Genomic DNA, 19,810 nt, shown 5'->3' on the forward strand with positions numbered 1-19,810 from the left:
CGGCACCTCTGGAGCAAAGGTCAAAGAAATCCGAAACCTGACGTGAGTCCTAACTGGAGTCTCCCACGATGCCAGGGGCCTAGGAACCCCTCGACGTTCGCGGTAAGACCACTGAACCGGGAACCCGACCAGCCAGAATGTTTGGACCTTAAGGCAAAAACCCTTCTGACGAGGGTGCCTGTTGCCGCACAGTGACTCACTGCTACTACTGCGTCCACACCCATTTCCTGATTTCGGGGAGGTCCTCAAAGTGCTCCCGGATGTAGCGGGAATGGGCGTCCAACTGGGTCTGACAAAGCGCCAGCAGTTGGTCTGCCCCCACAAATTGCCCTCGTGCCCGGCGTAACGCTTCCATCGCCAGGTGGTAACGGCTGACCTTGTTCAGGACCACCATGTCGAATGGTGTGGTGGTGGTGCCTTGCTCGTTGTAACCGCGAACATGGAACCGCTCGGGATGCGGGCGACCGTGCAGGAGTTGGTGCAGGGCCCTTGCGTATCCATGCCACGCCATCACCACGTCCACGTCAGCGGTGAAGAGTTGTTCGAACTTGTCACCAGCCAGCCCATGTGGATGAGCGTCCGGAGGTGGCAAGACCATGGCATCCATGACGTTGACTACCCGGACGGACATGTCCGGGACGTGCTGTTTGAGCAGCCATGCGGCAGCCAATGTCTCCTGTGTGGGTACATCTCCGGCACATGCCAGGACAATGTCCGGGGCCTTGTCAGCTGAGGTTCCGGGAATTTCATTTCCGGCCCAAGCCCATGTGGATGCACCTACGGCTGCATGCTCCCGCGCCTCTTCGAGCGTCAGGTACTGAGGATGTTCCTGCTTGTCGATCACTACCAGGTTCACGTAGTCCTTGCTGTGCAGCATGTGTTCGGCGGTGACCAGCAAGGTGTTTGCATCGGGAGGAAAGTAAACACGGATGACGGTGCTGGACAGTGACAGAACCGTATCGATGAGGCCAGGGCCTTGATGGCTGAAGCCGTTGTGATCGTTCCGCCAACAGGTGGAGGTCAGCAGGATGTTCAGGCTGGGCACGGGCTCCCGCCATTCCAGGTCCCGCGCATGCTGCAACCACTTGGCGTGCTGGATGGTCATGGAAGCACTCACCATCGCAAACGCCTCATAGCTCGCGAACAAGCCGTGCCGGCCCGTCAGCACGTATCCTTCCAGCCACCCTTGGCACAGGTGTTCGGACAGGACTTCCATCACACGTCCGCTGGGGGATACATGATCGTCTGCGAGCGCGTCCTCCTTGGTCGCAGCTGGTTCGAGGAGGCATCTGTCGGTGGCTTCAAAGACTGCGCCGAGCCTGTTGCTGTTGGTTTCGTCCGGGCAGAACAGGCGGAACCTGGGATCGTCGGCAGTATCGATGTAGATATCCCGCAGCATCTCCCCCAATGGCTTGGTGCTCTCATGCATCACGGCACCGCGAGGAACCGTCTCGATGGCGTATTGATCGAGCCCGGGGATCACCAGGTCGCCTTTTCCGATTCCACGGCTGGCCGGCAGTGCGCCCATGCGTAGATCGCCGGTCGGGGTTAGTTGTGCGAGTTCGGCCATCAGGCGCCCGTCGGCGTCGAAGAGTTCTTCCGGCCGGTAGGAACGCATCCACGCTTCAAGTTGTCTTCGGTGCTCGGGATTTTCCCTGACTCCGGCCAGTGGGACTTGGTGGGAGCGGTGGGTTCCCTCCACAGGCTTTCCGTCCACTGTCACCGGGCCTGTCCATCCTTTGGGGGTGCGCAGGATGATGGCCGGCCATCGTGCGGGCCCGGTGACTCCCTCCGTGCGAGCGTGGGACTGGATTGCGCGGATCGATGCGTAGGCCGAGTCCAGGGCTGAGGCGAGCGCAGGGTGGACGATGGCTGGGTCGTCGCCGGAGACGATGACGGGATCCCAACCGTGCGCTTCCAGTAGTGACGCTACATCCGTGTCCGAGCGTCTGCCCAGGACGGTGGGACCGGAGATCTTGTGACCGTTGAGGTGGAGGATTGGAAGTACTGCCCCGTCATTGAGCGGGTTGATGAACGACGGCGCCTTCCAAGAGCCTTCGAGTGGACCGGTTTCGGCCTCTCCATCACCGACGACGCAGGCAACGATCAGGTCCGGATTGTCCATGGCCGCACCTGTGGCATGCATCAGGGAATAGCCCAGTTCGCCGCCTTCATGAATGGAACCGGGTGTGGCCGGCCCGACGTGGCTGGCGATGCCTCCCGGCGTCGAAAACTGCCGGACCAGTCTCCGAAGCCCTTTCATGTCTTTGCCAACGGCGGGATAAACCTCCGAGTAACTGCTTTCCAGATAGGTGTTGGCGACGACGGCGGGGCCTCCGTGGCCGGGACCGGCCACGAACAGAACTTCCGCGCTCGTGCGACGGATGAGGCGGTTGAGGTGTGCATAGATCAGGGACAATCCGGGGCTCGTGCCCCAGTGACCTAGCAGCCTGGGCTTGATGTGTTCTACTTGCAGCGGCTCCCGGAGCAGGGGGTTCTCCTGCAGATAGATCTGGGCAACGGTCAGATAGTTGGCCGCGGACCAATACCGGTGCAGGAGGTCAAAGTTCTCTTCTTCCGGCTCAGTGTCGGTAGCGGTGATGTTCTCGTCCAGGCTCATGTCGCGATCAACCTTCCGTAGGGGGCATGGCGAGCAAAGCCGCCGTCGTTTCTGCAATGGCGCGTTCTTCGTCGCTCGGCACTACGAGCACAGGAAATGCGGAGTCCATGGTGCTGATTTTGCGGATGCCTTCCTGGACGGCCATATTCAGGCGCTCATCAAGGACAAGCCCCAGTGGTCCCAGCCAGGAGACCACTTTGTCCCTGAACAGCGCAGAGTTCTCACCCACGCCGCCGGTGAACACCAGAGCGTTAGGCCGGCCAACCACCATGGAGTAGGCCGCTATGTACTTGGCGAGACGGTAAGCAGCCATATCGATAGCCAGACGAGCCTTGGGTTCGCCGCTGCCCGCAGCCTTTTCAACAGTCCGCATGTCTGCGGATCCTGCAACGGCCAGCAACCCCGATTGGTGGTTCAGGAGGTGGTCGACTTCCACTGCAGTTGCGCCGTCTTCCTGCAGCAGTAGGACCACGGACGGGTCCAGGTCTCCGGAGCGTGTGCCCATAACAAGCCCTTCCAATGGGGTCATTCCCATGGAGGTGTCCACACTGAGCCCATTCCTGACGGCGGTGACGGACGCACCGTTGCCAACATGCGCCACTATCGCGTTCAAAGACGCCTCGTCGAGAAACTCTGTTGTGTCATGGCAGGCCATCTCCACCGAGATCCCGTGGAAGCCGTAGCGCCGCACTGGATGGGCCCGGTAGGCGTCCTCCGGAATGGCATAGCGGGCGGCGAAGTCGGGAATTGAGCGATGGAACGCTGTGTCAAAGACGGCCACTTGTGGGAGCCCGGGCCAACGTTTGCCAGCGGCGTCAATGCAGGCAACAGTGGCGGGGTTGTGGAGCGGCGCCAAGGGACTTAGTCCTTCAATGGCGGCTATCACGTCCGCCGTGACACGTACCGGTGTGCTGAACCGGTTGCCGCCGTGGACGACGCGGTGTCCAATCGCCTCCGGATGCACGGATCCGAGGCTCTTCATGGTGTCATGTATCTCTTCAAAGGCAGCGTGGAGGCGATCGGCAGTGGCACGCTCCTCAAGTGGCCAATCCACTTGTCCGGACGCAAGAATGCGCGCAACTGGGTTGGGAGCTGCTGTATCACGTAGGTGGTACTTCAGCGATGAGGAGCCAGGGTTCAGCACCAGAACACGCATGTATTCCTCTCACTTCCGTGGGGCAGGCTACGGTCGATGGCTCTCCTGTGGAGACTAATGCACTGAGCCGTTCAGTGGGAGGGCCTTACGGCCCTTGCGACGACGGGCCGTCCCGCCGATAGTGGAGACCACCACAGTTGGTAATCCGAAAGGAACGTCGGTTCGTGAAGATGCAGATTCTGGTTGCCCTTGACGGCTCGCGAGCAGGCTCAGCTGTGGCTGACTGGGCTGCTGCCCGAGCTGACTCCCTTGGTCTTGGCCTGGCCCTGGTCCATGTGGTTCCCGGGGAGTGGGCTTACCCTCGGGAGAACGACCGTCAATTGGCCGTGGGGCGCGCTGACGACTTGCTCAACAGCGAAGCGCGGCGGCTCGCGGCAGCCTTTCCCACCGTAGGCACTGCAACCAAACGGTTGTCTGGCGAGCCTGCCGAAACGATCGCTGCGTTGTCACCGGGCTACCCGATGGTGGTGGTGGGCACAGACCGCGGACCCGGCACGGAAGGGCAAGGATACGGTTCGGTCAGCTTCCAAGTGGCTGTTACCAGCAAGTGCGACGTCGCCGTTGTTCCGGGGCTTCCACCTCAAAAGCGTTCCGGCGTAGTCGTTGGCGTTGACGGCTCCGCTGAGTCAGTCGAGGCCCTGGATCACGCGGCCAGAGAGGCTCAACGTCTGGATGATGAATTGATCGTTGTCCATGCAACCCGTTCTGTGGCCGAGCTTGCCGAGGGCGGGCATGTCCTCAGCTCGGCTGTCCAACGGGTCAACCAAAAGTTCCCGGCCGTCGTCGTGAAGGAAGTCCTGGATATGACCCGTGGCCCCGGAGAGGCTCTCGTTGCCGCTGCCAAGGATGCGCGGCTATTGGTTATGGGATGCAAGGGCCGGGGAGGACTGAGCGCGCTGCTTGGCTCCGTGGCCCAGCGTGTGCTCCTGCACGTCCAGTGCCCCACCATCCTGACCCGGCTCTGACGGCCACAACGAAGCGGGCCACGGGGCACCTACTGCGTTCCGTCGTCGTTGGCGTCTGAAGCTGACGGGTCCAGCGGCGGCCACCACTTTGACGGCGGGCTGATAACAAACCGACGCCCGCTGATCTCCGTAGGCGTTACCCTCACCAGGATGTCCTTGGCCCCGGGCTGCCAAGGAGAAAGGCCGGCGTCCACAGCCTCCTGAATGTCTTCGGGCTGCGTCAGGAACTGCGGGTTTCCCTTGAGGATGACGCTCCACGCTGTGGTGCCGTACCGATTGAACCCATCTGCCTCCAGGGCAATCATTGCCCCTTCATGAAGGGCGTCGTGCTTTGTCCCCGGTCCGGTCCTGAAGAGAACAGTCCCGTAGTTGGGGACGAAGTTCACCGGAAAAATCTCCGGCACGTCCCGGTTGATCAGGGCGATCCTGCCAATGGACACGGTTTGAAGGTACTTCCAGCAGTCGTGGACACTGAGCTCTGTCGTGTCCTGGCCCATCGATGTGTTCTCCATAGCGCCGAGCCTAACGCTTCCGCCAGACCGCGAGTAGGGCAGGAAGTCCTCATCAGGGCTTTACCGTCGCTTGGGTTCTTGCCGTTGTGTCAGGCATTCCATTGATCCGTCGGGAATCTGGATCCTCCGGGGATGGTGGACAGGAGCCAGAGTAGTGTGAAAACAACGAGGTCCAGATGGCTCTCACTTCCGCGCAGACGGGCATTCAATGAACGGGTCCGAAACTCCAGACTCCAACCAACTCGCAGCTGTGCCAGGGGTCCGGATTGAGGACCTTCTGAAAGACTTCGTCAGCAGGGCGGGGGAACTTCTGCAGGCTCAGGAAAGAACACGCGGCTTGCTCGAAGCAGTTGTCGCCGTAGCGGAAGACCTCAGTCTCGAAGCCGTGCTGGACCGCGTGGTCAGCTCTGCATGCCGGCTGCTTCATGCCCGCTATGGTGCGCTAGGCGTGCTCGGCGAAGGCAATGCGCTCAGCCACTTCGTCACCGTGGGCATCGACGGTGGGCTAAGCAAACGCATCGGTCCCCTTCCCACCGGGCACGGCGTGTTGGGCCTGCTCATCACCGCGCCGGCACCGCTCAGGCTCCACGATCTCGGCCAACACCCCAAAGCCTTCGGTTTTCCACCGCACCACCCTCCGATGAAGTCGTTCATTGGCGTACCAGTCCGGGTAAGGGATGTGGTCTTCGGGAATCTCTACCTGACCGAAAAGGAGGGTGGTGGCGACTTCACTCCAGAAGACCAGGATCTTGCCGTGGCTTTGGCTGCCGCGGCCGGGGTAGCTATTGAAAACGCCCGTCTGTATGAGGACGCCCGGCGCCGCGCGGCATGGCTGGAAGCCTGTATGGACGTAACGGGCAGGATGCTCGGCGAGGACCAGATGGCGCAGCCTGAGGACTCCGCCCTGGACCTGATCGCAGCACGGGCCATGAAGGAATCCGAGTGCCATCTTGCCCTGATACTCGTCGCTCATCCCCAAAGCCCATACTCCGTGGCCGGCACCGCAGGAGCAAACGCCCGTGCTTTCTCGGGCAGGCACCTTGCTATGGACTCTCAGCGGGTCCGTAGCGTCGCATCCAGCGGGAAACCTACGTGTCTTGATGATTCCGCGCTGCTGTTAGGTATCACCAGCGAGGGCATTCCCGGCAAACTCCTTATCATCAACCTCAGCGCCCAAGGGGCCCACCACGGCCTCTTGGTTCTTGCCCGGAACCCCGGAACAGGCACTTTTTCGAAAACTGATGTGGAGATGGGGGCGGTCTTCGGTTCGCACGTGGCCCTCGCCTTGGCATTGGACCGGATCCACCGCCTCCGGGAACAAGTGGTGGTGTTTTCGGACAGGGACCGGATTGCACGGGACCTTCACGATCTGGTCATCCAAAGATTGTTCGCTGCGGGGCTGAGCGTCCAGAGCCTGCGGCGCTTCACAACAGGCGAATTGGCGCTCAGCAGGATTGAGTTAGTGACCGACGAGCTCGATGCCACTATCCGAGACCTGCGCAACACCATTTACTCTCTCCAGGCCAGCACCGAGGACCGCGAATTGTTGAGTAGCCGCATTCTCAACTCCATCCGGGCAGGCTCCAAGTCTCTGACATACGCGCCACACCTGACCTTGACTGGAGCAGTCGATTCGGTCGAGAACGAAACCACCATCACGCATCTCCTGGCCGTTCTGTCGGAAACCCTCAGCAACGCAGTCCGCCACTCCGGCGCAACGTCCATTAATGTGACGGTGGCCGCGGACGACGGCGCGCTGACTCTGAAACTCCTGGACGACGGATGCGGGTTCAGTCAAGCAGCACCCGGGAACGGCCTTGCGAACATGGCTCAGCGGGCAGGGCAGTTGGAAGGCTCGTGCACCATAAACAGCGCACCGGGAAAGGGAACGTCACTCACGTGGACCGTTCCGCTGCGCTGATTCGTCAGCGCCGGGGTTCAGCGTCCGCTTCGGGTGCATGGGTAATGAACACAGCTGCCTGGGTCCGCCGCTCGAACCCCAGCTTTGCAAGCAAGGACGAGACGTAGTTCTTGACCGTTTTTTCCGCCAACTGCAGCTCCTTCCCAATCTGGCGGTTCGTCATACCCTTACCGACGCATTCCAGGACACGTCGCTCCTGTGGGGTGAGGGATGCAACCCGCGGATCCTGCCTCTTCGGCTCTGTGAGTCCTTGAATGATCCTCTGCTTCACGGCCTCGTCGAACAACGATTCTCCCCGCGCCGCCCTACGCAAGGCGCCGAGCAGGTCGGTGCCGCCGATTTCCTTAAGTACGTACCCTGCGGCCCCTGCCAGAACGGCGCCACGGAGGGCCTGTTCATCGTCGTAACTGGTCAAGATCAGGCAGTTCAGCCCGGGGTCGACGGAACGCACATCCCTGCACACTTCAATACCAGTGCCGTCAGGAAGTCGGGCATCGAGGACAGCTACGTCAGGATGAAGAGCCGGAATCCGCCGCGTCGCTTCCTCAGCGGACCCGGACATACCAACCACCACAAAGCCTTCGCCTTCCAAGAGCTCCTGCAAGCCGCGGCGAACCAGCTCATGGTCATCGAGGATGAAGACACCTATTGGTTCTCCACGCGAAACTCCCCCGCTTTGGCTGGGCGTTTCTTGGCGGTCCATGATTCTCCTCTCCGGCGTCCGGCGACCTTAGTCCCACTTGCGCGTGCTTTGGCAGCTCTGCCGAATTGTTGCCGACTACAGGCCCTCGCTACAAGGAACCTGCACTAACTGTGAAGCTTGACCGAAGCGGTCCGGCCGCCCACAATCAATGCCAGGCAAGGTGCACATGCCAGCCTGACACGGCGTTGGCTTGGACCCGAATCAAGAGCGCCCTTTCCCCTCCCTCCCAAGGTTCGTCCATGGCCTTCCCCCAGAGGTACGTCAGGAATTCACGCTCTACAACGTGGGAGGAAGGCTCACTGACCAGCCCACGAACGGCAGTCACTGGATGTGACGCCCCGGCTTGTTGCGTAACCGCTTTTCGAGTTTGGCTTCAGCGGCTTCACGGCGCTTCCCTAACCTGAGAAGCTGCTGGGCCAGCGGATTGAACAGGATCCTTGGAAACGTTGCGCGTTGCCTTTCCGGAGTGGCCGCCCCGGTCCTGGGTTCACCAGTGATAACTCGAAGTGGGCGCGCGGCCGACTCCGGTACCTGCGGGGTGTTTCTACTGATCGCATTCATCGCGTTCGCCCGGGCTGCAGCTCGTCCATCCGTAACGCGTTTGATTCCCGCCCCGTTTCGCCATGCCATGAAACAGGCGCGGAGCAGTGGTCCTCAATGAGTCCCATGCCGGCACATTCACGGACCGCTGATATGCCGCGCACCGCAGCGTCCACGTCCAAAAAAGCGCAGGAAACGGCAAGTTCCCGTCCGACGGCATCCATCAGGCGAAACCGAACATTCGCTTGGCCATCCGTAAACAGTTCAAAGGTCCCAGTCGCCATGGACCCACCTCCTGAGTTGCCATTTGGACCGCATCCGCCAGTTCTTCCGCGATGCCTGTCCTCAGCATGGAGGAGTGCGCCCGCCATCATAAGGGCACAAAGTCCCGGTTTCTCCCGGTCACGTTTACGAATTGTCGATGGTTGCTGTGACTTTTGGCCCTGTTTTCCGCGCGCATCGCGGCACATGCTGATGAGACAGCATGAAATGATCTTGCCGTGACCGGTCGAAGTACATCACAGCAGCCTGGCCGCCCTTGGATCCCTAGTCATGGCGGGAGAACGGTGATGGGAGGTACAAGCCGCGTGAAAAGCACCGTTATGCGCCGCTGGGTGTTGTCAGTCACCGCCGGCGAAGCGATCGGCTTCATTGTTCCTGCGGTCGTTGGCGGTTCGCTGGCACTGACCGAAGCCCCCGTTTTCGTGGTCTACCCTGCGATGATCCTTGCCGGTGCGTGCGAGGGAGCCCTTCTGGGGCTGGGACAGTCGATTGGATTCGGGTCATCTGCAGTGCCGCGTTTGGCTTGGATCACAGCCACAGCGGTGGGCGCCGCTGTGGCCTGGTCCCTCGGCATGCTGCCCAGTACGGTCGGGGGACTCGATTTGCGGTCTGTTTGGACACTGTTGTGGATTTCCGTGGGTGCGGTGCTGCTGCTGGCGTCCATCCCGACCATGCAGTGGCTTGTCTTGCGTCGTGTGGTTCCGGGGAGTTTTCGCTGGATTCCCATCAATGCCGGCGCATGGGCGACCGGAATACTGTGGACCTTGGCGCCGTCGCCGTTCGTCGATGAGAAGACACCCCCTCTTGGACTGTTGGGCGCCTACGTACTGGCAGGCATCCTCATGGCCACCACTGTTGCCACGCTGACAGGATCCGCCGCGAAGCGAATCGTGCTGGCCAATAGTGCACAGTCAGGAATCGGCGAAACAAGCAGCTCCGATTAGTCGCTCGTGTCGCCACCTACTGGCATGCGTGAGACCGAACCGATGGCCTCGGCTTGTGGGGAGAGGATCATCAAACCGTCCCGATCGGGGCGCAGGGCAAGAAAGCCGTGGGCGCCCCCAAACGACCCCACACTTTCGCGTGGTGACCCTGTTGTCGATGGGCCCCGTGCCTGAACCGGGGCTTAGGGTAGGACATGACCGACCAAGGAAAGACCTGGCACGACAGACACAAGGCTTCGCTAACCAAGGGCCAGCGCGCCGCGGACATCATGCGGAACGGGATGGGAAGCTGGCCGTTCGTGGGAAGCTTCATCGTCTTCATGATGATCTGGGCAGGCATCAACACCTGGGCACTGATGACGAAAGCTTGGGACCCCTACCCCTACATACTCTTGAACCTCCTGCTTTCAATGCTGGCAGGACTTCAGGGCGCCATCCTTCTGATCGCCGCCAAACGACAGGACGCCATCGCCGCCGCCATGGCCCAGCACGATTACGAGACCAACCTGAAAGCAAAAGAAGAGATCGAAGTCCTGATCACCATCAACCGTGAACAGCTTGCAATCCTTCAGGAACTCAAGAACATCAGGGATTCCTAATGGTGAAATCGTCCCCGAACCGCAGTGCAGCAGGCCTGCAGGATGTGTCGTCCTTCGCCTTGCGGATCAGGTTGCCAGCAGAGCACGGCTACCCTTCGCCTTATAGGTAGTGCAGCCTGCTAGCCTCACCTCATGCGCACAACGTCGGCACGAACCAAAGCCACCGCCAGCGGACAGCGCGTACTAATCCTGTCCGCAGGCGTGGGATCGGGGCACAACAGCGCAGCGGCGGCGGTACAGCAAGCATGTGGCGCACGCGCTGACATCGCCGAGGTGCAGGTGCTTGACGTGCTGCAGGTGAGCAGCGTGCTCTACCGCGCGCTGCTGGGCAAGGGTTACTTCGTCCTGGTGGAGGGCTTGCCCTGGCTGGTCGAGTGGGGCTATGACATCAGCAATCCGCCGTACCGGCGCCGTGGCCCGATCGACCCCTGGACGCGGGTGAACGCCAGTCCAGTCGTCAGTGCCATCAAGCGGTTCCGGCCGACGGCGATTGTGTGCACGCATTTCCTCCCTGCCCAGCTGTTGGCCTCACTGCTCCTTCGTGGCGTGGTTGATGCGAAGACCGCCGTCGTAACCACCGACTACGACTTCCAAGGTTTGTCGCTCTCGGGCGCGTTCCACAAGATCTTTGTGGCCAGAGAGGAGGGGAGGGTGGAGCTGCTGGCGCTCGGTCTTCCTCCCGATCGCGTCGCTGCCACAGGAATCCCGATCACCAAACAGCCCAATCCCGCGCCCGTACGTGATACCAACAAGCCACCGATGCTGCTGATCTCGGCGGGCGCGACCGGCGGGGACTACGCTGTCTCGGTGGTGCGGCAGACGATGCATATGCGCTCGGCGTTCACGGCCACGGTCGTGTGCGGACACAACGATGAGTTGCGGAAGCGCATCGAGGGGCTCGTGGCGCCGGCTGGCGACCGTTACCGCGTGCTCGGCTTCACGACCGAAATGCCACAGCTACTGCAGCGCGCGGATCTGTTCGTGGGAAAGCCGGGCGGGCTCTCGGCGTCGGAGTGCATGGCTGCCGGGCTCCCCATGGTACTTGTGAACCCCATCCCTGGACAGGAGGTACGCAACGGCGATTACCTCATGGAGCAGGGGGCGGCCGTCCGCTGCAACGCAGCTGCAACGATCGGCTGGAAGATCGATGAGGTGCTGCGCGAGCCCGGCCGCTTACAGCGGATGCAGGCGGCCGCGCAGAGAACGGGCCGCCCTGACGCCGCGGCGAATGTAATGAGCAGCCTGCTGGGCGGGCCGTCACGTCCGCTGGTCGTGACGCGGGCGGCGCAAAGGACAGTTCTTGCCGCCAGCGAGCAGCGCTTCGTCGCAACCGATCTCACGGGACCCTCCTCGTTGGTCCGTTTGATCGATCGGGCTTCGGGCAGCACGGTTGCACTGCTGCAAGAGGAGGAGCTGGCGGATCTGCAGAAGCGGTACGCGACGCCGGACGGAGACTTGGTGCTGCGGCCAGGCCAAGCGTCCCTGTTGCTCCATTGGGAGGAACGTCGGTTGTTCCGCGCTATGCTTCGGGGCGACGATGCTCTGCCTGTCCGTGTCGAAGGGCCGTTGGCACCGTTCCACGATCTTCACGGGTAATCAGCGGACCCCCTGTCTGCATCAGGCCGGCTGGCCGTCTGACTTGTACTCCTCGCCAGTCGGCCTTCCGTGCGTTGTAAGGGGACGGCGTTCTCCCAGCTGACCGGGCTGTGTTGGCTGGCGAGCAGGGCCCAGTCCCCCGCCCGGGGCGACCAGTGCCTCGTGGTCGGATCGCGCTGCAGGGTGGGCCCAGCATCCAGGGCGACCCGCACTATCGTCTCCGCGCCCGGCTGCAGCGTCACTTTACGGAAGCCCAGTAGCTGAGCCACAGGTCTGCGGAGGGACACATCCGCAGCGTAGACCTGAACAACGGTCGAGCCCTCGCGGTCTCCTTTGTTCGTTACGAGCACGTCCGCGTTGCCGCCTGTGTCGTCGAATCCGTGGTCCAGAAGCCTGTGTTCGATCGTCGTGTAGCCCAAGCCGAATCCGAACGGAAACGCGGGGATATGTCCCTCGCCGTCCAACCGGCGCTGACCCCATTTATCGTCATAGACAACGGACTTTGCCGCGGGGTCGAACAATGGCAGATGCGCGGCGTCCGTTGGCAGCACAAACGGCAGACGACCGCCGGGTTCCTCACTGCCGGTCAGCACGCCCGCAAGCGCGCGACCGCCTTCCATGCCGCCATACCAGGCGAGGAGGAGCGCTGGCACGCGGCCCCGCCATGTCTCCGTGAGGATCGCGCTGCCGCTGATCAGCACGACGACGGTCCGGGGGTTCGCGGCGACGACCGCGTGGATGAGGCGCTCATCAGAGGGGCGCAGGCTGAGCGAGCTGCGGTCGCCACCCCGGACGAAGCGCGAGGCCAGGTGTGCCAGGCCGATGAGCACACGACGGAGTGGACCTGAGCCAAAGGTCCGACCGAGCACGCCGACGTCGACGCCTCCCGTGACGACGGACTCGCCCTCATCGTGCTGGTCCAGCCCGACGACGACGATCGCCGTCTCCGCCGCGGCTGCCATCGCGGCCGCGGCGCGCTCGTTCCGACCGGTGGTGGTGGTGATCCGCACCCCGGGAAACGCCTCACGCAGCCCCTGCAGCGGTGACACAGTGGAAGGAGGCCGGACGCGTGAGGAGCCATGATCGCCAAGGTTCGGTCGCGCCGCGAGCCGTCCGATCACCGTGAGATGTCGGGTAGTGGGACTCAATGGCAGTAGCGGCGCCTCGCCGACGGTTTCGTTCTTCAGCAGGACGATCGACTCTGCGGCTACCTGGCGGGCAAGCGCCCGGTGCGCCGGAGAGGCGATGAGGGCGGCGGTTGGGGCCGCTAGCTCCCGGGTCGCGGCATGCTGCACGCAAGTGCGCAGGATGCGTCGCGCAGACTGCAGCACTGTCGCGCGGGCCAGGTCACCGTTCCGCAGCGCGGCCGGCAGTTCGCGGGCGCGCAGCAGCCGCAGCGGCATCTCCACGTCCATTCCCGCCTCCAGGCTGACGACCGCGTCGTGGGTGCCAAACACCCAGTCGCTCGTCACGAACCCGGAGAAATTCCATTCATCCCTCAACACGGTCGTGAGCAGGGCACGATTGACGTCCATGTATTCGCCTCGCACGCGGTTATAGGAACTCATAACGGAGTCCGCGCCGGCTTCCACAACGGCCTTGAAATGCGGCAGGTAGACCTCGTGCAAGGCGTGTTCGTCCACCGCCACGTCGACTTCGAAGCGCTCGTTCTCCATCGAGTTGAGCGCGAAGTGCTTCACGCACGCCATGACGTGCATACGTACGCCTCGCGTAAGGGCTGATCCCATCCGGCCAGTGAGCACCGGATCCTCCCCGTAGCACTCCTGCGCCCGGCCCCACCCAGGGTGGCGAAGCAGATTTACGCAGACCGAGGCCGAGTAGTCCGCTCCCCGTGCCCTGGTTTCCAAACCGATAGCGATCCCGACACGTTCCTCCAACGATGGATCCCAGGTCGCTGCCCGCGCAATCGTCACGGGGAAAGCCGTGGAGGCGCCGATCACGACGCCACGGCCACCATCGCTGAACCGAATGCCTGGTATGCCGAGCCGCGAGACCGCCCCCGCTACGAACGGGCGCCTACCGAGCAGTATCGGGATGAACGGGAGCAGCAACCTGGGCGAGTCGCCGTCGAGCAGCCCGAGGATCTCCCCATCCGTCATCCGGTCGATCAGCTGGTTCGCCGCTTCATCCGCGTTGATCTCACCCGCCCGGACTGCCCGGACTGCCTCGCCGTACGCGCTGCCCTCCGCCGTCATCGTCTCCGATGAAGCCGGCTCTTGCGTCAGCGCTGGCCGTCGTCCCGCAGTCATCTTCATGCACTAAAGTCTGCACCCTCTGCGTGTGCGCCCGCGCAATCTGGGGAATTGCCGTGTGACGTACGGTGCGGCGCAAAGGGGCGTGGAGCGGCAATATCCGGTTGTACGGTGGCGTATGGCACATCCGGTCAGAAGGAGAAGAACGCAATGTCCACAATCACTGTTTTCGAAAGCATCACCCTCGACGGCGTCATGCAGGGACCAGGCCGCACCGATGAAGACACCCGAGACGCGTTCACCCACGGCGGGTGGGCCGATGGATACCAGGACGAGGTGTCAATGAAGTACGCCAGCGAGGGCATGAGCGCTGGGGGTGGCCGCCTGTTTGGCCACCGCACCTACGACGACGTCCTCGGATACTGGACCTCCATGGGGCCCAACCCATTCGTCGACGTACTTGTGGGCTCAGAAAAGTTTGTCGTCTCACACAACCCTGACGTCAAGCTGACGTACCCCAACAGCGAACTCCTCGTCGGAGATGCAGCGTCGACTGTAGCCGCGCTCAAGAACCACTACCCCCGCGACCTCATGATCATGGGCAGCGGTAAATTAATGCGCCAACTACACGGCGCAGGCCTGATCGATCGATACGCACTTCTTATTCACCCCATCGTGCTCGGATCAGGAACCCGCCTCTTCCCGGAGGGACCCCGTTCCGACCTAAAGTTGGAACGCAGCATCCCCACCACCACCGGCGTGATCATTGCCGAATACAGCGTCAGGCCCCCGAAGGAACAGAACTAAACGGCCGTGGCATGATTTGACGACGAAATTGGGCGGCCCGCTTGATGATGCCCTTGGTATTCAATCCGCACCAGACGTACGATCGCCTCACGCTATGGCAACAGCGCGGAACTCACGGACTGGCGGAAGTTGCCCAGCCCAAACGAACTACGCAGCCGACGTCGGGCCGCCCCCGGATGCGTTGCCCGCCGGCGTCGGGCCGGGCTGCGTCAACGTGCGGGCGGCCCGTGAGCCTGCGGCGGTGCTCGCCCCGATGGTGATGAGGGCTCCGAGGATCATGGCCGCGGCTTCCCCCGCCGCCAACAAATGCAATTGGGAGCCGATCGTAGCGGCGGCAACCGGAACTCCCAACTGGGACGCTGCAAGCACCGCAAGCGGCAGAGGCTGGCCCAGTAGCCGCAGGCTTCCATGGACCAGCAGGGCACCCAGGCCAAGGCAGATCCCGAGGAGAAGCATTCTGGGGCTTCCGGCGAGGGCGCGCAGATCCAGCGATGCGCCCAGCCAGACGAAGAACACTGGCCCCAGAAAGCCATCGCTGACGGCGAAGAGCTGATGAGCCAATCGCCGGGGCTCGCCCACCGCTGCGACCACCAGGCCGAAGGAGAACCCGGCCAGCATGATGGACACGTGACCCGCCACCGCAAGACCGGAGAGCGCGAACAGCACGGCAAGTTGGATCCTCAGCTCCAGGGCGAACTTCCGGTCCTCGGACACGTCATGCACCCGTCCGCGCGTGCCGTTGCGCTCCAGCCAGCGAAGCACGAAGAACAAAACCGCAGCGCACGCCGCGATGACGGCTGCCCCTGCAGCTGCCCTCGGCGCATTGGATGGGTCGACAGCAAGCGGAAGCGCCACAATGCAGGCGATGTCCGCCACCGCCACTTGCGCCGTCGTCGTCAAAACCCTTGGTCCCCTCAGCCGCAGCGAATCGACGATCGGCAGGACCAAGGCTGCCGACGAGGACGCGAGCAGAACGATGTAAAGGGGAGCATGTCCGGTGCCGAAGGCAAAGGCAATGCCGATTCCGACGACGGCCGCCAACACTGCGGCGATGCCGGCACGCAGCGCACCCGCGCCCAGTGCCGGGCGGATGGCTTCGTCCCGCACTGGGACATGCGTTCCGGCGACGAACATGACGAGGGCAAACCCGACGTCGGCCACAAAGGTGAACGTGGCCTCCGAGGAGTCCACCAGACCCAAACCTGTGCGCCCGATGGCGATACCGGCCAGTAACTGCCCCAGCACCACGGGAAGATGCCATTTCCGGGGAAGCGCCAGCAGCGGTCCCAGTAGCGCGACCGCGGCGATCAGCGAAAGCTGAAAGAACGACACCTTCCTCCTTCCACCGGCATGCGGTTGGCTTGCGGTAATTACCGGGGTACGTCAGCCAGTTTGAGTGGAATGTCCGTGTATTCGTCCGTGTAGTAGCTTGCGCATACCCGATGGTAGCCGTCGGCCATGACAGCGGGTATCCCTCGGGCTAGATCGCCCCTGATCCGCCCGCCCCACAACCACGTTGTTCAGCAGTCTCCCAGGTGGCGCTGTCCATCACGCCGGTTGGCTCCTCCCGCCAGAGCAACCTCCGGGAAGTCTTCGAAAGAAATAGGCGAAGGGCCGCCGAAGAATTCCAGTGCCGCAGGGCCATGACGCTGCTGATGGCTTTTCACGGGTTTACAAAATATGTAGACCGGTCTATTATTTCCTCATGGCAGTCAAAGGAAACCTGACGAAGGCACGGCTTACAGAGTCCATGCTCCAGCTCATCCAGACCAGCGGCTACAGCGGCACGGGCCTGAACGCTGTGATCGAACACGCCGCAGCACCAAAGGGGTCGATCTACTTCCACTTCCCCGGCGGGAAGGAGGACCTGGGCGTCGCAGCGGTCGAGCTAGCCGCGAAGGAATTCGAGCTGCTGATTGCAGAGGCCGCAATTTCCGCGGGCAGCGCGGCTGAGGCTGCCCGCGCCGCGATTGAAGCCCTGACGACCATCGTCAGCGAGAGCAACTTCCGGTTGGGTTGCCCGGTCTCCGTCGTCACCCTGGAGATGGGCGCGGAGAGCGAGCGACTGCGGCGGGCGTGCGCCAGTGCCTTTGAGGCGTGGATCGCCCCGACGTCCTCGTTGCTCGAGGCAAGTGGCGTTGACGCCGAGGAGGCGCGGTCTTTGGCAACTGTCGTGGTGTCGACGATCGAGGGGGCGGTGATCGTCTCTCGCGCCATGCAGAGCATCCAACCCCTGGTTTCGGCCGCTGACGTTGTGGCGGAGCTCATCAACCTGCGCTGCGAGACCGGTGGGAGGACACGATGACACCACAAGAAGACTCCCGTTACGCCCTGGTCTTCGGGGCCTCGGGAATGGTCGGCCGTCACCTCGTCCTGGCCCTTGCCGAGGCCGGCGCGAACGTCACAGCAGCTGTTCGGACCGCCGAGTCCGGAGCGCGTGTCGAGCGATGGGTGAGGGAGCATGGCCTGACACGGGGCATCAGCACGACGATCGTCGACTTCGATGCTCCGGAGATCATCGCGGGCGGCCCCTCGGCATTCCCGTCCATCACCGAGATCCACAACTGCGCCGGGTCCTACCAATTCGGAATGACCGCCCAAGAGGCACGCAGCGCGAACGTCGGCATCGTCGAGAAGCTGATCGACTTCGCCGAAGACCTCCCCAACCTGCAGCGCGTCGTCCATGTGTCGGGATACCGCGTCGGCGGACAGGACCCCACGACCGTCCCGTGGTCAGAGGACCACCGCACCGCGGTCTACAAGGAACTTGGCGCCTACGAAGCCTCAAAGGTGGAATCCGACGCCATCTTCCAGGCCCGGGCCCTGGAGCGCGGAGTCCCCTGAACCATCGTCAATCCCTCCAGCCTGATCGGCGACAGCGTGACCGGGGAGTCCGACCAGCTCATCGGGCTGTCCACCACCATCGAGCAGATCTGGGACGGCACCGTTGCCGCACTGCCTGGAAACCAGACGACGTTCCTCCCGGTCGTCACGGTCGACTATCTGGCAGCCTTCATGACGGCAGCAGCGGTCGATCCGGCTGCTGCAGGCAAGGCCTATTGGATTCTCGACGACGCCACCCCGCCGCTGGCAAACCTGCTCACGCACGTTGGCCGGCATCTCGGTGTCAAAGTTCCGCGGGTCAGGATGCCGATCGGTGTCATCAAGCGACTCCCGCAACGAATCACCAAGGCGGATCCCGAAACGCTCACGTTCATGTCCGCCGACCGCTATCCGACAGATTCAGCCATCGAGTTCGCTGAAAGACACAGGATCCCGATGCCCGACGTGCTGGTGTCCCTGGAACGGTGGGCCGACCACCTGGCCGCGCATCGGTTCGGCGCCATGATGGCTGAAGGCCGTCGGTTCGTCGACGTTGGCGGTCTGAGGACATTCGAGCTCGGCGTACCCAGGTCCAGCAAGGTGGTCTTTCCCGGCTTGCCGGTCAACGCAGACACGTGGGCAGAAGTGGCGGCGGGCATCGGCGCGCGCGTCGTAGACCTGCCCGGACTCGGCCTCAGCGGCGGAACAGGCGTTCAGGACTGGGAACAGTGGCTGCCCGCTCTACTGGGTGGGGAACCCGCTGACCTCATCGGCCATTCGATCGGTGCGGCTGCAGCAGTAGTCGCGGCTGACCGGCACCCTGCGCAGGTCAAGTCCCTCACGCTGATCGCACCGTTCTTCCTCCAAGCCCCGATGGGTGCTTCGGCCAGACTGCAGCCGCTCGTATGCACCTACTTGCGACACACTGACCCGGCGCGGCTGTCACACCAACTAACCGGGTCAGGAGCGAGTACGGCCGCTCTCGAGTCCAGTCATAGAGACCTCAAGCGAAGCACCGCCAAGAGGGTGGCCGAGCAGCTCGCCCTTACAGGATCGAAGCAGTGGCGTGCCGAACTCCAGGAAGCGCTTGGCCGATTCAGCGGCCGGGTCCGCATCATCACAGGAAGCGAGGACCCAATCGCCCCAGGCGCGGCTGAGCAGCTCGAGTCACTTCCAAATGTTGAGCTGATCTTGGTACCGGGCGCCGCGCACCATCCGCAACTGACCCATGGCGATGCTCTCGTCCCTCTCATCAAAGGATCGGTCGCGTGAACGTCGCGTGAACAGGCACCCTAGGTTTCAGCCGCAGACAGGTACACGGGTGCCGTATGAGATCCACCAATGAGGCGTGAACCAGGAAGACAGCCAGAGGTTCAAACTGGCTACATATTTCAGGGCCAGTTTGCGGGAGGCTGATGTGATGTTGATACGCAGAATCACTCAATTGCTCGCAGGCCTGTCGCTCTTCGGCTTTTCCATCGCGGTCCTCATCAAGGCTGGGCTTGGAATCTCCCCCTGGGACATCTTTCATCAAGGTCTGGCCCGGCTGACGGGGGTCAGCACCGGAATGGTCATCATCGCGATCAGTTTTCTCGTGCTCCTCCTGTGGATCCCACTGAGGATGCGCCCGGGCTGGGGCACTCTGGCGAACGCCGTGCTGATCGGCGCTTTCGTCGACTTGTCGATGCCGTTGATCCCACAAGCCACCGGACTATTCTGGCAAATCGTCTTTCTCGCCGGCGGACTGATGCTCCTGGCCGTCGCCAGCGCCTGCTATCTTGGGGCCTCCTTCGGCCCGGGTGCACGAGACGGGCTTATGACCGGCCTGGCCAAGCGGACCGGCTGGTCGATCCGGACTTGCCGCACGTTGATCGAGGTAACGGTAGCCGCAGCTGGCTGGTTGCTGGGCGGGACCCTCGGGATCGGTACCATGGCCGAAGCGTTTCTGATCGGACCGTTGATTCAGTGGCTCATGCCCTTGTTCAGTGTTCCTTCAGTCCGGCAAGAACCCTTGCCGGACAACACACTGCGCAAGCAGTCCGCCCCCTGAGGAACGGCATCCGGGCGCATCGACTACGGCTGAACCATCAAGCCTGATCCCTCCAGGCTGTCCGGGATGGCCTCAGGGT

16 protein-coding genes are annotated in these 19,810 nt (G+C 62.7%); 10 read left to right on the top strand and 6 right to left on the bottom strand.

All coding sequences use genetic code 11. The features are described 5' to 3' along the window. Positions 1 to 205: 205 nt before the first annotated feature. Positions 206 to 2,620, bottom strand: coding sequence for a phosphoketolase family protein (locus tag AC1DD7_RS01170; RefSeq protein WP_477513447.1), 2,415 nt, complete (start codon positions 2,618 to 2,620; stop codon positions 206 to 208). 7 nt (positions 2,621 to 2,627) lie between these two features. Beyond that, positions 2,628 to 3,776: an acetate/propionate family kinase gene (locus AC1DD7_RS01175; RefSeq protein ID WP_477513448.1), complete on the bottom strand. Its 1,149-nt coding sequence runs from the start codon at positions 3,774 to 3,776 to the stop codon at positions 2,628 to 2,630. Positions 3,777 to 3,946: 170 nt separating this feature from the next. Here AC1DD7_RS01175 and AC1DD7_RS01180 point away from each other — a divergent pair, with 170 nt between their 5' ends. Further along, complete coding sequence (locus AC1DD7_RS01180) at positions 3,947 to 4,741, top strand: universal stress protein (protein ID WP_477513551.1); 795 nt, start codon at positions 3,947 to 3,949, stop codon at positions 4,739 to 4,741. Positions 4,742 to 4,770: 29 nt separating this feature from the next. Here AC1DD7_RS01180 and AC1DD7_RS01185 read toward each other — a convergent pair whose 3' ends face one another. After that, a complete protein-coding gene (locus AC1DD7_RS01185; protein ID WP_477513449.1) occupies positions 4,771 to 5,253 on the bottom strand; it encodes a pyridoxamine 5'-phosphate oxidase family protein in 483 nt (160 codons plus the stop codon). A gap of 208 nt (positions 5,254 to 5,461) precedes the next feature. On the opposite strand from AC1DD7_RS01185, the gene AC1DD7_RS01190 reads away from it, so the two are divergent. After that, the gene (locus AC1DD7_RS01190) at positions 5,462 to 7,174 is read left to right on the top strand and encodes a GAF domain-containing sensor histidine kinase (RefSeq protein WP_477513450.1); all 1,713 of its coding nucleotides are present in this window, start codon (positions 5,462 to 5,464) and stop codon (positions 7,172 to 7,174) included. A 4-nt stretch (positions 7,175 to 7,178) separates the two neighbouring features. On the opposite strand, the gene AC1DD7_RS01195 is transcribed toward AC1DD7_RS01190, so the two are convergent. Beyond that, positions 7,179 to 7,877 carry a response regulator gene (locus tag AC1DD7_RS01195; RefSeq protein ID WP_477513451.1) on the bottom strand — a complete coding sequence of 233 codons (699 nt, stop codon included), beginning with the start codon at positions 7,875 to 7,877 and terminating at the stop codon, positions 7,179 to 7,181. A gap of 1,127 nt (positions 7,878 to 9,004) precedes the next feature. Here AC1DD7_RS01195 and AC1DD7_RS01200 point away from each other — a divergent pair. The 3 genes from AC1DD7_RS01200 to AC1DD7_RS01210 all read left to right on the top strand — a co-directional run bounded on the left by AC1DD7_RS01200 (position 9,005) and on the right by AC1DD7_RS01210 (position 11,838). Further along, positions 9,005 to 9,643, top strand: coding sequence for a hypothetical protein (locus AC1DD7_RS01200; protein ID WP_477513452.1), 639 nt, complete (start codon positions 9,005 to 9,007; stop codon positions 9,641 to 9,643). Between the two features lie 194 nt (positions 9,644 to 9,837). After that, positions 9,838 to 10,242, top strand: coding sequence for a DUF1003 domain-containing protein (locus AC1DD7_RS01205; protein WP_477513453.1), 405 nt, complete (start codon positions 9,838 to 9,840; stop codon positions 10,240 to 10,242). 132 nt (positions 10,243 to 10,374) lie between these two features. After that, a complete protein-coding gene (locus tag AC1DD7_RS01210; RefSeq protein WP_477513454.1) occupies positions 10,375 to 11,838 on the top strand; it encodes an MGDG synthase family glycosyltransferase in 1,464 nt (487 codons plus the stop codon). Here the strand turns inward: AC1DD7_RS01210 and AC1DD7_RS01215 are convergent. After that, the gene (locus AC1DD7_RS01215) at positions 11,829 to 14,114 is read right to left on the bottom strand and encodes a beta-glucosidase (protein ID WP_477513455.1); all 2,286 of its coding nucleotides are present in this window, start codon (positions 14,112 to 14,114) and stop codon (positions 11,829 to 11,831) included. The two genes, AC1DD7_RS01210 and AC1DD7_RS01215, sit on opposite strands and share 10 nt — an antisense overlap. Positions 14,115 to 14,261: 147 nt before the next feature. On the opposite strand from AC1DD7_RS01215, the gene AC1DD7_RS01220 reads away from it, so the two are divergent. Continuing rightward, complete coding sequence (locus AC1DD7_RS01220; protein ID WP_477513456.1) at positions 14,262 to 14,858, top strand: dihydrofolate reductase family protein; 597 nt, start codon at positions 14,262 to 14,264, stop codon at positions 14,856 to 14,858. A gap of 147 nt (positions 14,859 to 15,005) precedes the next feature. Here AC1DD7_RS01220 and AC1DD7_RS01225 read toward each other — a convergent pair whose 3' ends face one another. Beyond that, positions 15,006 to 16,190 carry a cation:proton antiporter gene (locus AC1DD7_RS01225; protein WP_477513457.1) on the bottom strand — a complete coding sequence of 395 codons (1,185 nt, stop codon included), beginning with the start codon at positions 16,188 to 16,190 and terminating at the stop codon, positions 15,006 to 15,008. Between the two features lie 373 nt (positions 16,191 to 16,563). On the opposite strand from AC1DD7_RS01225, the gene AC1DD7_RS01230 reads away from it, so the two are divergent. The 4 genes from AC1DD7_RS01230 to yczE all read left to right on the top strand — a co-directional run bounded on the left by AC1DD7_RS01230 (position 16,564) and on the right by yczE (position 19,731). Further along, a complete protein-coding gene (locus tag AC1DD7_RS01230) occupies positions 16,564 to 17,163 on the top strand; it encodes a TetR/AcrR family transcriptional regulator (protein ID WP_477513458.1) in 600 nt (199 codons plus the stop codon). Next, positions 17,160 to 17,702 carry an NAD-dependent epimerase/dehydratase family protein gene (locus tag AC1DD7_RS01235; protein WP_477513459.1) on the top strand — a complete coding sequence of 181 codons (543 nt, stop codon included), beginning with the start codon at positions 17,160 to 17,162 and terminating at the stop codon, positions 17,700 to 17,702. Before AC1DD7_RS01230 ends, AC1DD7_RS01235 begins: the two co-directional genes overlap by 4 nt. Before the next feature lie 36 nt (positions 17,703 to 17,738). Continuing rightward, positions 17,739 to 18,953: an alpha/beta fold hydrolase gene (locus tag AC1DD7_RS01240; RefSeq protein WP_477513460.1), complete on the top strand. Its 1,215-nt coding sequence runs from the start codon at positions 17,739 to 17,741 to the stop codon at positions 18,951 to 18,953. A gap of 148 nt (positions 18,954 to 19,101) precedes the next feature. Continuing rightward, a complete protein-coding gene (gene yczE / locus AC1DD7_RS01245; protein WP_477513461.1) occupies positions 19,102 to 19,731 on the top strand; it encodes a membrane protein YczE in 630 nt (209 codons plus the stop codon). The last annotated feature ends 79 nt before the right edge of the window (positions 19,732 to 19,810 follow it).

It is taken from the genome of Paenarthrobacter sp. 10L412, assembly GCF_056395565.1.

What these genes read in the sequence shown, in the direction of transcription:
- AC1DD7_RS01170 (WP_477513447.1), bottom strand. Translation starts at nt 2,620, where the DNA reads ATGAGCCTGGACGAGAACATCACCGCTACCGACACTGAGCCGGAAGAA.
- AC1DD7_RS01175 (WP_477513448.1), bottom strand. Translation starts at nt 3,776, where the DNA reads ATGCGTGTTCTGGTGCTGAACCCTGGCTCCTCATCGCTGAAGTACCAC.
- AC1DD7_RS01180 (WP_477513551.1), top strand. Translation starts at nt 3,947, where the DNA reads ATGCAGATTCTGGTTGCCCTTGACGGCTCGCGAGCAGGCTCAGCTGTG.
- AC1DD7_RS01185 (WP_477513449.1), bottom strand. Translation starts at nt 5,253, where the DNA reads ATGGAGAACACATCGATGGGCCAGGACACGACAGAGCTCAGTGTCCAC.
- AC1DD7_RS01190 (WP_477513450.1), top strand. Translation starts at nt 5,462, where the DNA reads ATGAACGGGTCCGAAACTCCAGACTCCAACCAACTCGCAGCTGTGCCA.
- AC1DD7_RS01195 (WP_477513451.1), bottom strand. Translation starts at nt 7,877, where the DNA reads ATGGACCGCCAAGAAACGCCCAGCCAAAGCGGGGGAGTTTCGCGTGGA.
- AC1DD7_RS01205 (WP_477513453.1), top strand. Translation starts at nt 9,838, where the DNA reads ATGACCGACCAAGGAAAGACCTGGCACGACAGACACAAGGCTTCGCTA.
- AC1DD7_RS01210 (WP_477513454.1), top strand. Translation starts at nt 10,375, where the DNA reads ATGCGCACAACGTCGGCACGAACCAAAGCCACCGCCAGCGGACAGCGC.
- AC1DD7_RS01215 (WP_477513455.1), bottom strand. Translation starts at nt 14,114, where the DNA reads ATGAAGATGACTGCGGGACGACGGCCAGCGCTGACGCAAGAGCCGGCT.
- AC1DD7_RS01220 (WP_477513456.1), top strand. Translation starts at nt 14,262, where the DNA reads ATGTCCACAATCACTGTTTTCGAAAGCATCACCCTCGACGGCGTCATG.
- AC1DD7_RS01230 (WP_477513458.1), top strand. Translation starts at nt 16,564, where the DNA reads ATGGCAGTCAAAGGAAACCTGACGAAGGCACGGCTTACAGAGTCCATG.
- AC1DD7_RS01235 (WP_477513459.1), top strand. Translation starts at nt 17,160, where the DNA reads ATGACACCACAAGAAGACTCCCGTTACGCCCTGGTCTTCGGGGCCTCG.
- yczE (WP_477513461.1), top strand. Translation starts at nt 19,102, where the DNA reads ATGTTGATACGCAGAATCACTCAATTGCTCGCAGGCCTGTCGCTCTTC.